This window comes from Amycolatopsis umgeniensis (genome assembly GCF_014205155.1).
Classification (GTDB): Bacteria; Actinomycetota; Actinomycetes; order Mycobacteriales; family Pseudonocardiaceae; genus Amycolatopsis; species Amycolatopsis umgeniensis.
The window spans coordinates 3,788,683-3,800,843 of sequence record NZ_JACHMX010000001.1 but is presented as its reverse complement, the minus strand read 5'-3'; the positions used below and the strand labels follow the sequence as shown (position 1 = coordinate 3,800,843).

General features: G+C 69.5%; 10 protein-coding genes. 4 read left to right on the top strand and 6 right to left on the bottom strand.

The window, feature by feature from the left end:
• The first annotated feature begins 4 nt into the window (after positions 1-4).
• Positions 5-1,009 carry a pyridoxamine 5'-phosphate oxidase family protein gene (locus HDA45_RS17560; RefSeq protein WP_184896666.1) on the top strand — a complete coding sequence of 335 codons (1,005 nt, stop codon included), beginning with the start codon at positions 5-7 and terminating at the stop codon, positions 1,007-1,009.
• A gap of 4 nt (positions 1,010-1,013) precedes the next feature.
• On the opposite strand, the gene pcp is transcribed toward HDA45_RS17560, so the two are convergent.
• Positions 1,014-1,649 (bottom strand): pyroglutamyl-peptidase I, encoded by a 636-nt coding sequence (gene pcp / locus HDA45_RS17555; RefSeq protein ID WP_184896664.1) that lies wholly within the window; start codon positions 1,647-1,649, stop codon positions 1,014-1,016.
• A 229-nt stretch (positions 1,650-1,878) separates the two neighbouring features.
• Entirely contained in the window at positions 1,879-3,294 is a 1,416-nt protein-coding gene (locus HDA45_RS17550; RefSeq protein ID WP_184896662.1) for a M1 family metallopeptidase, read from the bottom strand.
• 195 nt (positions 3,295-3,489) lie between these two features.
• Between HDA45_RS17550 and HDA45_RS17545 the strand changes: the two genes are divergently transcribed.
• Positions 3,490-6,675 (top strand): BTAD domain-containing putative transcriptional regulator, encoded by a 3,186-nt coding sequence (locus tag HDA45_RS17545; RefSeq protein WP_184896660.1) that lies wholly within the window; start codon positions 3,490-3,492, stop codon positions 6,673-6,675.
• A gap of 63 nt (positions 6,676-6,738) precedes the next feature.
• Here HDA45_RS17545 and HDA45_RS17540 read toward each other — a convergent pair whose 3' ends face one another.
• Entirely contained in the window at positions 6,739-7,536 is a 798-nt protein-coding gene (locus HDA45_RS17540; RefSeq protein WP_184896658.1) for an ABC transporter permease, read from the bottom strand.
• Positions 7,533-8,498, bottom strand: coding sequence for an ATP-binding cassette domain-containing protein (locus tag HDA45_RS17535; RefSeq protein ID WP_184896656.1), 966 nt, complete (start codon positions 8,496-8,498; stop codon positions 7,533-7,535). Before HDA45_RS17535 ends, HDA45_RS17540 begins: the two co-directional genes overlap by 4 nt.
• 135 nt (positions 8,499-8,633) lie before the next feature.
• Here HDA45_RS17535 and HDA45_RS17530 point away from each other — a divergent pair, with 135 nt between their 5' ends.
• A complete protein-coding gene (locus HDA45_RS17530) occupies positions 8,634-9,659 on the top strand; it encodes an endonuclease/exonuclease/phosphatase family protein (RefSeq protein ID WP_184896654.1) in 1,026 nt (341 codons plus the stop codon).
• Between the two features lie 20 nt (positions 9,660-9,679).
• On the opposite strand, the gene HDA45_RS17525 is transcribed toward HDA45_RS17530, so the two are convergent.
• Positions 9,680-10,492 (bottom strand): Sir2 family NAD-dependent protein deacetylase, encoded by an 813-nt coding sequence (locus tag HDA45_RS17525; RefSeq protein ID WP_184896652.1) that lies wholly within the window; start codon positions 10,490-10,492, stop codon positions 9,680-9,682.
• On the bottom strand, positions 10,485-10,793 hold the full coding sequence (locus HDA45_RS17520) for an antibiotic biosynthesis monooxygenase family protein (RefSeq protein ID WP_005165349.1): 309 nt from the start codon (positions 10,791-10,793) through the stop codon (positions 10,485-10,487). Before HDA45_RS17520 ends, HDA45_RS17525 begins: the two co-directional genes overlap by 8 nt.
• A 62-nt stretch (positions 10,794-10,855) precedes the next feature.
• On the opposite strand from HDA45_RS17520, the gene HDA45_RS17515 reads away from it, so the two are divergent.
• On the top strand, positions 10,856-12,043 hold the full coding sequence (locus HDA45_RS17515; protein ID WP_246480734.1) for an FAD-dependent monooxygenase: 1,188 nt from the start codon (positions 10,856-10,858) through the stop codon (positions 12,041-12,043).
• The last annotated feature ends 118 nt before the right edge of the window (positions 12,044-12,161 follow it).

The window sequence follows — 12,161 nt, the reverse complement described above, 5'->3', positions numbered from 1 at the left end:
CTCCATGGAAGCCATCTGTGACCTGGCGGAGCTGGAGCGGGTCGTGGGAAGCCGGCCGTTGCCGGTGATGATGAAGTCCATCGACAGGCTCGACCAGCACTGCGTGACGCTGCTCGGCCGCGCTCCCGTCGCCGTACTCGGTTACGCCGGGGCCGGGCCGAGGGCCGCGGTGGTCGGTGGCGCTCCCGGGTTCGCGGTCGTGGAGAACCCCGACCGTCTGCGGCTGCCGATGCCGTCGGACGCCGTGCCGGGCACGGGTGCCGCGCTGCTCGTCCTGCTTCCAGGCTGGCGCGAGACGCTGCGGATCAACGGAACGGTGGACGACGGCGGCCTCGCCGTCGAGGAAGCGTTCCTGCACTGCGGCAAGGCCGTGATCCGTTCGAACGTGTGGGGTCCGGCCACCGCTTCCGAAACCGATGCTGCGGAAGACGGTGAAGGTCTCGGCCCCGCCGCGGCCGCCTTCCTCGACACCGCGCCGCTCGCGGTGATCACCTCCCGGGACGGCGACGGCCAGGCCGACGCCAGTCCCAAGGGCGATCCGCCCGGCGTCATCCGGCAGGTCGGGCCGAAGACCGTCGCGATCGCCGACCGGCCGGGAAACCGGCGCACCGACACTTTCCACAACGTGCTCGAACGGCCGCACGTGGCGATCATGGCCCTCGCGCCCGGCGACGATCGTGCCCTCGAACTCACCGGCACCGCGAGCATCAGCGCCGATCCCGCGCTTCGCGAGTCGATGGCCGAACGCGGCCGTATGCCCAAGGCGGTACTGCTGGTCGAGGTGGAGCACACGCGGCTCGCGCCCAGCGCGGCCTTGCGCGACGCCCGCCTCTGGGACGCCGAGCGGCACGTCGACCCGGAAGAACTGCCCAAACCCGCCGTGATCTGGACCGACCACGTCAAGCTCAACGAGACCGCGGGCGTCGCCGCGAAGCTCCTGCGCAAGGCGGCGGGCGAGCGGATGATGCGCGCCGCGATCTCCGTGGACTACCGGCAGAACCTGTACTGAGTTCTCAGTGCAGCGTGCCCGCCGGCGTCGAGATGTCTTCGGTCACCGAAAGCGCGGTGTCCACGATGATCCCCAGCGCTTCCGCCGCCCGATGCACGGCCAGGCTCGGCGCCGTGGTCCGCGCGGCCTGTTCCGGCGTGTAGGGAACGTGCACGAAACCGCCTCGCACGCCGGGAAAGTCGTTGTCCAGCAAGTGCATCAGGCCGTAGAAGACCTGATTGCACACGTACGTCCCGGCCGTATGCGAGACCGACGCCGGAAGCCCCGCGTTCTTGATCCCCGCGACACAAGCCTTCACCGGCAGAGTCGTGAAGTAGGCGTTGGGCCCGCCGGGGATCACCGGGACGTCCACGGGTTGCGAACCCGCGTTGTCCGGGATGCGGGCGTCGATCAGGTTGATCGCGACCCGTTCCGGGGTGACGTCGGGACGGCCGCCCGCCTGCCCCACGCAGATCACCAGTTCCGGGCGGTACTCGTCGATCGCGTCGCGCAAGGTGACCAGCGACCGCGAGAACACACACGGCAGTTCGACGGCCACGGCGTCGCGCCGACGGCCGGTGAGCAGGGAAACCGCCTGCCACGACGGGTTCACCCGCTCACCGCCGAACGGTTCGAAACCGGTGAGGAGCACTGACGTCATGTCTCTCACCCTAACGTGTGACACACCTCAGGCCGGTCTCGTGAGTGGTGAGGACGGTTCTCGCGTGATCAAGCACCGAACTCGCGTGATCAGACACGGAACTCGCGTGATCGGGGGCGGCACACTCGAGTGCGGTTTCCAGTCACGTGAGTGCGGCGTCCGATCACATGAGTTCCGCGTCTGATCACGCGAGTCACGCCTTCGTCTTGATTGCGAGACCAGGTGCAGGTCAGGCGGCCGGCTTGAGGTCTCCCGGGTACAGGAACTCGGGCGCCGGTTTGGTGTTGCCGTAGAACCACGCGTCGAAGAAGCCCTGGAGGTTCTTGTGCGCGATGCGCTCGGCGAACTTCTGGAACTCCGGCAGGCTCGCGTTGCCGTCGCGGTGCAGGGCGGGCCACGTCTTCAGGATGCGGTCGAACGGCGCAGCGCCGATGTAGTTCTTCAGCGCGTGCAGTGCCACCGGGCCCTTCGAGTACACGTAGGTGAACTCGTTGCCGGGCCCCATGTCGTACAGCTTTCCGGCCCAGAAGCGGTCGGTCGCCTTCTGCACGGCTGTCAGGTAGCGCGCCTTGAGGTCTTGGCCCGACTTCGCCTCGGACCACATCCACTCCGCGTAGGAGGCGAAGCACTCGTTGAGGCAGACGTCCTTCCACTTGTCGACGGCGACCGAGTCACCCCACCACTGGTGGGCGTTCTCGTGCACGATCGTCGGGACGTTGCCCGCCGCGCCCGAGTAGATCGGCCTGCTCAGCGTCTCCAGCGAGAATCCGATCGGCTCGGCGAGGAAGATGCCACCAGCCGCGTCCACCGGGTACCGCCCGAACTTCGACGACAGGAAGTCGATGATCTCCGGCAGCCGCGCCTCGGCCTGCTTGGTCGCGGCGGGGGTGCCGGGGGCGTAGGCGTTGACGACCGGGGTGCCGTCGGACAGCTTCGTCCGCTCGAACTCCCATTTGTCGATCGCGACCGTGGTCATGTACGGCACGGCCGGGGTCTCTTCGGCCCACACGTGGGTGGTGTTCTTGCCCTCGGTGAAGTTCCCGCGCTCGCGGCCGTTCGAGATGACGCCCCACTCCGACGGCACGGTGATCGCGAGGTGGAAGGTCGCCTTGTCCCGGGGGGTGTCGTTGACCGGGTACCAGGTCGTCGCGGACTTCGGCTCACCCGCGGCGAACGCGCCGCCGGATTTCGCGTACTGCCAGCCGTTCTCGCCCAGCAGCGGATCCTGGATCGGCTGCGGGACGCCGTGGTAGGCGATCTCGGCGGTGAACCGCTCGTGGTTGCGCAGCGGCCGGGCCGGGGTGATCACCAGTTCGTGGTCACCGGTCCGCGAGAACGTCGCTTTCCGCCCGTTGACCTTGACCGAGTCGACGGTCAGCCCGTGCAGGTCGAGGTTGAACGAGCTCAGCGCCTGTGTCGTCCGGCCGGTGATCGTCTGCAGGCCGGTGAGCTGCTTGGTGGCCGGCTCGTAGCCGACCTTCAGGTTGTAGTCGGCGACGTCGTAGCCGCCGTTGCCGTCCTGCGGGTAGTAGCTGTCGCCCGCGCCGTCGGCGCCGGGTTTCCCGGTGTCGGCGAGGGCGGTCCCGCCGCCGAGGACACTCGCGGCCAGAACGGCGGCGATGACGGCCGCACTCCGGTACCTCATTCACGCTCCCAGTCGATCGGCTGTCGCTTGGCCCCGAACGTATCGCCGTGACGTCGGCCGCCCGCCCGGAAAGCTCCTTCGTGCCCGGATAATCCCCACTTCCGTCGCTTGGAAGGGGTACGGAAGTCCGAGAGCGCCCGGACGATGACTGCCTGTTCGGGGTATCGAGTGGCGCCTTCTGGAAAGCTGGGGTCCGTGCGAGTGACGCTGTTGGGTCCGGTCGGAGCGGAGGCCGGTGACGGCACCCCGGTCGACATCGGCGGTGCCCGCCTCCGCATGCTCTTGGCCAGGCTCGCGCTGGACCCCGGCCGCGGTGTCCCGGCGGCGGCTCTCATCGACGGCCTTTGGGGCGCGGAACCGCCCGCCGACGCGGCGAACGCGCTGCAATCCCTGGTCTCGCGGTTGCGCAAGGTCCTGCGTGCCGACGACGTCAGTCTCGACTCGGGCCCCGGCGGTTACCGGCTGGACATCGCCCGCGAGGACGTCGACGTCTGCCGTTTCGAGCGGCTGGCGGCCCAGGGGCGTGCCGAGCTGGCGGCGGGCCGGGACGCCGGTGCGGCCGCGATCCTCGCCGAAGCGCTCGGCCTTTGGCGAGGTCAAGCGCTGGCCGACGTCCTCGACGCTCCTTTCGCGCAGGCACCGGCGACCCGCCTGGAGGACCTGCGCCTCGAGGCCGCCGAAGACCACTTCGACGCCGAGATCAGGCTCGGCAGGCACGACAAGGTTCTCGCGGATCTCAAGGAGGCGGCCGCGCGGAACCCGCTGCGCGAACGGCTCGCCGGGATGTGGATCCGGGCGTTGTGCGCGGCGGACAGGCAGTCCGACGCCCTCGCCGTCTACGAGGAGGTCCGGGCGGCGCTGGCCGATCAGCTGGGCGTCGACCCGTCGGCCGAACTCCGGGAGATCCACCTCTCCGCGTTGCGCGGCGAACTCGGGCCGCCGCCCGCGGCCGCCGACCATCTCCCTGTCCGGCTGACCAGCTTCGTCGGCCGTGACGACGAGTTGAAGCTGGTCGCGGAACTCCTCGCCGGCGCGCGGCTGGTGACGCTGGTCGGACCAGGCGGTGCCGGGAAGACGCGGCTGGCCACCGAGGTCGCGACGCGGCATCCGGCGCATACGCGGGGCCGCGTCTGGTTCGTGCCGCTCGCCGGTGTCCGCGATCCCGGTGACCTGCCCGGCGCGGTCTTCGCGGCGCTGGAACTGTTCGACCTCGGCCTCTCGCACGGCGCCGATCCGATGCGGCGTCCGGCGGACGCGCTGGTCCGGGCCGTGGAGACGCTCGGCGCCGGCGAATCGGTGCTGGTACTGGACAACTGCGAGCATCTGGTGGACGCGGCCGCGGAGCTGGCGAACACCCTGCTGCGACGGGCGCCGAACCTGCGGATCCTCGCGACGAGCCGCGAGCCGCTGGCCATCGACGGTGAGACGTTGTGCCCTCTCGGCCCGCTGTCCGTCCCGGACGGGACACTGACCGTTCCGCAGGCCGCCGAGGCGGGCGCGATCCGGCTGTTCGTCGACAGGGCGGTGGCCGTACGCCCGGACTTCGTCCTCGACGAGTCCACTGTGGACGAAGTCGCGCAGATCTGCCGACGGCTGGACGGGATGCCGCTCGCCTTGGAACTGGCCGCCGCGCGGTTGCGTTCGATGACCGTCGCGCAGATCTCGCGGCGCCTCGACGACCGGTTCCGCCTGCTGACCTCGGGCAGCAGGACGGCCTTGCCGAGGCAGCGCACGCTGCGCGCCGTCGTCGAGTGGAGCTGGGATCTGCTCGACGACGCCGAACGCGTCCTCGCCAGGCGGCTCTCGGTCTTCGGGGCCGGTGCCGAGGTCGAAGCGGTCGAAAGCGTCTGCGCGGGGGAAGGCCTGCCCTCGGAAGAGATCATGTACATCCTCGGCTCGCTCGTCGAGAAGTCCATTGTGGACGCCATGGCCGGGGATCAGGGCGAGCCCCGGTACCGCATGTTGGAGACCATCCGGGCGTACGCGGCGGAGCGTCTCGACGAGTCGGGAGAACGAGCGCGGCTGACGAAGGCGTACCACGGTTACTACGCCGAACTGGTCGAGCGGCTCGAGCCGTCGCTGCGGACGAAGGATCAGCTCACCGCCATTTCGCGGTACAACGCCGAACACGGCAACATCGTGACGGCGCTCCGTCAGGCGATCGACGCCGACGACGTCGAAATGGCGGTGCACCTGTTCAGCGGTTCGTTCTGGTACTGGCTGGTCAAAGGCGACAGTGACCGGGCCGAGGCGTTCGTCAACGAGATGCTCGCCTTCGGCGACCGCCTGGACGAGGAGTTCGCCGCCGCGTACCAGGCGATCCGCGCGATGATGGCGATGGTGCCCGGGGTCGGCGACCCCGTGGAGGGCCTCGCGCTCATCGACCGATGTGTGCGGACGAAGGCGTACGAGCGGTTCGCCGGGCTGGCCCTCGGCCTGCCGATGCTCGCGTTCTTCTGCCAGGACACGAAACTCGCCCTCCGTGAGGTGGCGAGGGTGCAGTCGAGCCCGGACCCGTGGCGCCAAGCCGCCTCGGCGTGGGCGCAGAGTTTCATCCTCGGCGACCTCGGGGACGCCGAGGGCGCCGAACGCGCCAGGGACCGGGCTCTCGAAGGGTTCTCCGCGGTGGGTGACCGTTGGGGCACCGCGATGGCGGTGGGCATGAAGGCGTCCGACATTTCGATGTCCGGCGACCACGAGGCCGCGCTTTCGCTGTACCGGCAAGGGATCGCCCTCGCGCTCGAACTGGGTTCGCAGGACGACGTGATCCAGCAGCGCTGGCGGCTCGCGACGGAGTACGCGCGGTCCGGAGACCTCGACACGGCGATGCGCGAGATCTCCGAAGCGGAGCGGTACGCGATCGAGACGGGCAACGACCAGCTCGCGGTGATGGTGCTGGTGGGCAAGGCCGACGTGTACTGCCGCGCCGGCCGGGTGGACGAGGCACGCGAGGTGGCCGTCCGGTTCCGGGAGCTGATGGCCGGGGTGCCGCTGCCCGGCATGTTCGGCGACGAGTTCGGCGGGTTCATCGACACGGAGGTGGCGCTGGCCGCCGGAGACCTGGCAGCGGCGGAACGCGGCGCCGCGATCGTCGTGCGGTCCACCGCGAACCGCGGCGACATGCCCGACCTCGGGCGGATCGTCGAGGTGTTCGGCCTGATCCGGTTCCGGCAGGGGCGGCACGAGGCCGCTGCCCGGTTGCTCGGCGTGGCGAACCTCCTCCGCGGCAAGCTGGACCTGGGCGAGCCCGGCATCCGGCGGCTGATCGACGATCTCCGCGAGCACTTCGGCGAGGAGCGCTACGAAGCGATGCTCGTTCAGGACGCCGCGCTTTCCCGCGCCGACCTGCTGGCCGTGATCAATCAGGAAGTCAGCACGTGAAGAAGGGCTCCTCGCCTCGAATCGAGGCAAGGAGCCCTTCACGCGCGTTCCCCCTGACCCCCGTCAGACGCGCTTCCGGTAAGCCCAAGTGGCGAGCGGGAAGAAGACCGCGACCGCGGCCGCCATCCAGATCAGCGCGCCGGTCAGCGGACCGGCGATCGGCCCGCCGTTCATCAAGCCGCGCAGGACGTCGGACATCTGGGTCACCGGGCTGATGTCCGCCCACGCCTTCAGCCAGCCGGGCATGGTGCTCGTTCCGACGAACACGTTGCTGCCGAAGGTCAGCGGCATCAGCACCACGAACATCAGGCCCTGCACCGCGCCCGGACTCTTCACCAGCATCCCGACGAACACCGACGCCCAGCAGAACGCCAGCGCGAAAGCGATGACCAGCACGATCGCCAGCGCGAACTGCGCCGGACCGGTCTGGATCCGGTAGCCCATGATCGTCGCGACGACCATCAGGACGACCAGGCACACCAGGTAGCGCACGATGTCGGCCAGTACGGCGCCGATCAGTGGCGCGGACCGCGCGATCGGCATCGCCCGGAACCGGTCGAACACGCCCTTGGTGACGTCGGTGTTGAGCTGGACGCCGACGGTCATGCTGGCCTGCAGGATGTTGAACACCATGATGCCGGGCACGATCATCTGGAGGTAGTCGTCGATGCTCGGGGCGAGCGCGCCGCCGAACAGGTAGACGAACATGACCAGGAAGATGATCGGCGCGAGCGTGACGTCGGCCAGCTGCTCCGGGTTCTTGCGGATCTTCAGGACGCCACGCCAGGCGAGGGAAAGCCCGTGCTGGACGCTGCTGGAGAGTGAAACGCGCACCTGCGCGGGCGCGGCGAGGGCCGTCATACCAGGCTCCCTTCCGGAGTCGTGGACTTTTCGGATTTGCCGGTGAGCGCGAGGAACACCTCGTCGAGGCTGGGCAGCCGCAGCGCCAGCTCGTCCGCGGTGATCCCGGCTTCGTCCAGCTTGCGGACCAAAGTGGACAGCAGGACGGGATCGGCGACGGGCGCGGTGAGCAGCCCGGTGTCGTCGTCCCGGTTCGGCTTGGCCCCGGTGAGCCCGGCCAGGATGCGCTCGACGGCGTCGAGATCGGCGAGCGCCGTCGGCCGGACCTGCAGCGTCTGGCCGCCGGTCCGCCGCTTGAGCTCGTCGGCCCGCCCGTTCGCCACGACCAGTCCGTGGTCGAACACGGTGATCGTGTCGGCCAGCTGGTCGGCCTCCTCCAGGTACTGCGTGGTGAGCAGCACCGTCGTCCCGTCCGCGACCAGCGTCCGGACCACGGCCCAGACCTCGTTGCGGGCGTGCGGGTCGAGACCGGTGGTCGGCTCGTCCAGGTAAAGGACCTTCGGACGGCCGACCAGGCTCGCGGCGAGGTCGAGCCGCCGCCGCATCCCGCCCGAGTAGGTCTTGATAGCGCGTCCGGCGGCGTCGGTCAGTTCGAACCGCTCCAGCAGATCGGCCGCGCGCTTCTTCGCGTCCGCCCTGGAGAACTCCAGCAGCCTGCCGATCAGGACCAGGTTCTCCGTGCCGGAGAGGTCCTCGTCGACCGACGCGTACTGCCCGGTCAGCCCGATCATGCTGCGGACGGCCATCGGGTTCTTGACGACGTCGTAACCGAAGACGCTCGCGTGGCCGCGGTCCGGCCGGATCAAGGTGGCCAGGATCCGGACGGCGGTCGTCTTCCCCGCGCCGTTCGGCCCCAGCACCCCGACCACCTTGCCCGACGGGACCTCCAGATCGACCCCGTCGAGCGCCTTCGTCTCCCCATAGTGCTTGACCAGGCCCTCGGCCCTGATCGCGTGCGTCATGTTTCCTCCTGTGGATCTCGCCCCGCGGACAAAGGTGCCCGTTCCGCCTGGCAGGCCGCGCACAGCGCGCTGACAGCCGCTGGCGAAACCTGATAAGCGCTGGTAGCCGCCGTGTGAGGAGGTTGTGAAGGTGTTGTGGAGACCGCCGTCACGTCGCCGTCGATCGGCATACTCGACGTCATGGTGATCGAAGAGCGGGCCGTCCCCCGTACCCGAGTGGGCACCCGTCGCATGCTGGTCAGCGGGCTGCTCATCGGCGCGATCGTGCCGTTCGCGGTGCTGACGGCGATGCGGCTGGTGGGCTACGACGGCAACACGTACACGATCGCCGCGCTCGCGCTGACGCCGTACGCCGGGATCGCGACCTTGGTGCTCGCCGCCCTCGCGCTGGGGCTCCGCCGCTGGTGGATCGGGGCCGTCGCCCTGGTCCTGACCTTCACGATCGGCGCTCTGGTGCTGCCCCGCGCCTTCGCGAACGAGCAGAAGGCGCTCGGCGGGAAGCACGTCCGCGTCCTGGCGTCGAACATGCTCGGCGGGCAGGCGGATCCGGCCGTGATCGTCGGCTACGTCAAGGAACACCAGGTCGACGTCCTGAGCCTGACCGAGATGACGCCCGAGGCGATCACCGGCCTCGACCGGGCCGGGCTGTTCCAGCTCCTGCCGTTCCACGTGCTGCATCCGGCGGAATGGGCGTCCGGCTCCGGTCTCGTGTCGAAGTACCCGCTGACGCCGCTGAAGCTGAGCGGCGATTCGAACTACAAACAGCCCAGCGCGAGCCTGGACCTCGGCGACGGCGTCCGGATCGAGGTCGTCGCGGTCCATCCGGCGGCACCGATGTGGGACAGGCACGCGTGGGTCGACGAGGCCAAGGACCTGCCGTACGCCGACGCCGAGCACGACATCCGGATCCTGGCGGGCGACTTCAACGCCAGCCTCGACCACTCGCTCTTCCGTGAGCTGCTGACCAGGGGATATGTGGACGCGGCCGATCAGCTGGGGAGGGCGTTGCAGGGGACCTGGACGAACGGGGCGGTGCCGCCGGTGCCTATCGATCACGTGCTGGCGGACAAACGGGCGGCCATCGCGGACTTCAAGGTGCTGGAGACGCCCGGCAGCGATCACGACGCCGTCTACGCCGAGGTCGTCCTGCCCGGAAAGTGACCGTGATCTCTGGATCCGGCCTAGCCGAGCAGGGCGTCCAGCGCCTCGAGGGTTTCGAGGCCGTTGCTCGCCAGCGAAACGCCGCGGTCGTGCCGGATCCGAGGCTCACGCGGGTTGATCCGCACCAGGGCACCTGTCGCGGCGCTGGCCAGCTCCGAGTAGCGCCGCACCGTCGGCACGGCCTGCCCGGCACCGAGTTCCACCACCACGAGGTCGCGATGCGCGCGGCGCCACGCCGTCAGCTCGTCGAGCTGGGACTGGCTGCGCTGCCCGAGCCAGTCGTAGTCGCCGAACATCAGGATGTTGGGGCGCGCGAGGCCGCCGCAGCGCGGGCATGAAGGCAGCGGGGCCGCCGCGCGCATCGTGTCCTCGTCGATCGGGACGTCGACGCCGTCGGACGGCCAGATTTCGCCGGTGCACCGGGCGAAGCACTGCAGGTGGTGGATGGACCCGTGCGCTTCGGTCACGTCCAGGTAGCCCGCCTTCTGGAACTGTCCGTCCACATTGGACGTGAACGCGCGCACGCCGCCGGGTTTGCGCGAGCCCCAGGACCGCAGGATCCGGAACCCCTCATGCGGGACGGTGGCGCGGTACAGCGCGAGCCGGTGCCCGTAGAAACCCCAGGCCAGCTCGGGGTCTTCGGCGAAATGCCGCGGGTCGGCGAGCTCGACGAAGCTGACGCCCAGCCGCTCGTACGGCGGATACGCCTTCCAGAAACCCTCGTCGCCCCGGAAATCGGGCAGGCCGGAGTCGACGCCCATCCCGGCACCGGCGCAGACGAGCAGCGCGCCGGCGCCGTCGATCAGTTCCGCGGCTCTTTCGAGTTCACTCACCCGGCTTCGAAGCCTGGACGACCTCGAATTCCAGCAGGTTCGCCCCGCTGGAGACCGGCTTCGCGCGCTCGCCCGCGTGCGCCTCACGCGCCGGGCCGGACGCCCACGCCTGGTACGCCTCTTCGGACTCCCACTTCGTGTAGACGAAGTAGCGGCTTTCGCCGGAGACCGGGCGGAGCAGTTCGAAACCGAGGAAGCCGGGCTGGTTGTCGACGGCGTGCAGCCGCGCGGCGAACCGCTTCTCCAGCTCGGGGCCTGCGCCTTCGGGGACCTCGATCGCGTTGATCTTCACGACAGCCATGCCGTCCACCCTACGGTGAAACTCTTTTGCGCCGCGATGTGATGCGTGGGACCTTCTCGAGAATGGCTGACACGAAGATCCTCGTCTCCGGTGCGAGCGTCGCGGGCCCCGCGCTGGCCTTCTGGCTGACGCGATACGGCTTCCAGGTGACCGTCGTGGAGCGCGCGCCTTCGCTGCGCCCCGGCGGTCAGGCCGTCGACCTGCGCGGAACGGCCAGAGAGGTCGCCCGCCGCATGGGCCTGGACGAACGCATCCGCGCGGCGTGCACGCACACCGAGGGCGAGACGCTCGTCGACCGGAAGAACCGTCCTAAAGCCACCCTCCGCGCCGACGACTTCGGCGGCGACGGCCCCATCGCCGAGATCGAGATCCTCCGCGGCGACCTGACCGATGTGCTGTACGAGGCGACGAAGGAGAAGGCGGAGTACGTCTTCGACGACCGGATCACCGCGCTGGACGAGCGGGCCGACGGCGTCGATGTCACCTTCGCGAGTGGTACGCGGAAGACGTTCGACGTGGTCATCGGGGCGGACGGGCTGCATTCGGGCGTGCGGGCGCTGGCCTTCGGCGAGGAGTCCCGGTTCGTCCGGCATCTGGGCTCGTACCTGGCGTTCTTCACCGTGCCGAACCGGCTGGGCCTGCGGAACTGGGCGGTCGGTTTCGAGGACGTCGGCCGGTCCGCCGGGATCCGCGCGATTCGCGACGGCGACGAGGCGATGGCCTACTTCGGGTTCGCGTCGGAGAAGGTCGACTACGACCATCGCGACGTCGAGGCGCAGAAGGCGCTGGTCCGCGGGTTCGCCGCCGGGATGGAGTGGGAGGCGCCCTGGCTGCTGGAACGGATGGCCGAAGCCCCCGACTTCTACTTCGACTCGTGCGCCCAGGTGGTCATGGAATCCTGGTCGCGCGGCCGGATCGGGCTACTGGGCGACGCCGCTTTCTGCCCCTCGCCGCTCTCCGGACAGGGCACGAGCCTGGCGTTCGTCGGCGCGTACGTCCTCGCCGGGGAGCTCGCCGCCGATCTCGATACCGGCCTCAAACGCTACGAGACCGTCATGCGGGAGTTCGTCGAGAAGACGCAGGAGATGGGGCGGGACAACGCGGAGGCGATCTTCGCGAAGTCGCGGACCGCGTTGCGGACGCGGTACCTGATGATGCGGGTGATGCGGCTCAAACCGATCGCCGCGCTGGCGTCGCGGAAGACGCGGGACGTGGTGAGCGGGATCGACCTGCCCGACTACCGCGTTTAGAGGACTGAACGCGCCGGTCTCGTGTCACTCGAGGTGAGGGGTGTGTGGATTTCTGGTCATTGGTCCTCTAAGTGCCCGGGTCTCGGCCACCACGCGGTCGCTGAGGCCCCTGGGGCGG

What these genes read in the sequence shown, in the direction of transcription:
- HDA45_RS17560 (WP_184896666.1), top strand. Translation starts at nt 5, where the DNA reads ATGGAAGCCATCTGTGACCTGGCGGAGCTGGAGCGGGTCGTGGGAAGC.
- pcp (WP_184896664.1), bottom strand. Translation starts at nt 1,649, where the DNA reads ATGACGTCAGTGCTCCTCACCGGTTTCGAACCGTTCGGCGGTGAGCGG.
- HDA45_RS17550 (WP_184896662.1), bottom strand. Translation starts at nt 3,294, where the DNA reads ATGAGGTACCGGAGTGCGGCCGTCATCGCCGCCGTTCTGGCCGCGAGT.
- HDA45_RS17540 (WP_184896658.1), bottom strand. Translation starts at nt 7,536, where the DNA reads ATGACGGCCCTCGCCGCGCCCGCGCAGGTGCGCGTTTCACTCTCCAGC.
- HDA45_RS17535 (WP_184896656.1), bottom strand. Translation starts at nt 8,498, where the DNA reads ATGACGCACGCGATCAGGGCCGAGGGCCTGGTCAAGCACTATGGGGAG.
- HDA45_RS17520 (WP_005165349.1), bottom strand. Translation starts at nt 10,793, where the DNA reads ATGGCTGTCGTGAAGATCAACGCGATCGAGGTCCCCGAAGGCGCAGGC.
- HDA45_RS17515 (WP_246480734.1), top strand. Translation starts at nt 10,856, where the DNA reads ATGGCTGACACGAAGATCCTCGTCTCCGGTGCGAGCGTCGCGGGCCCC.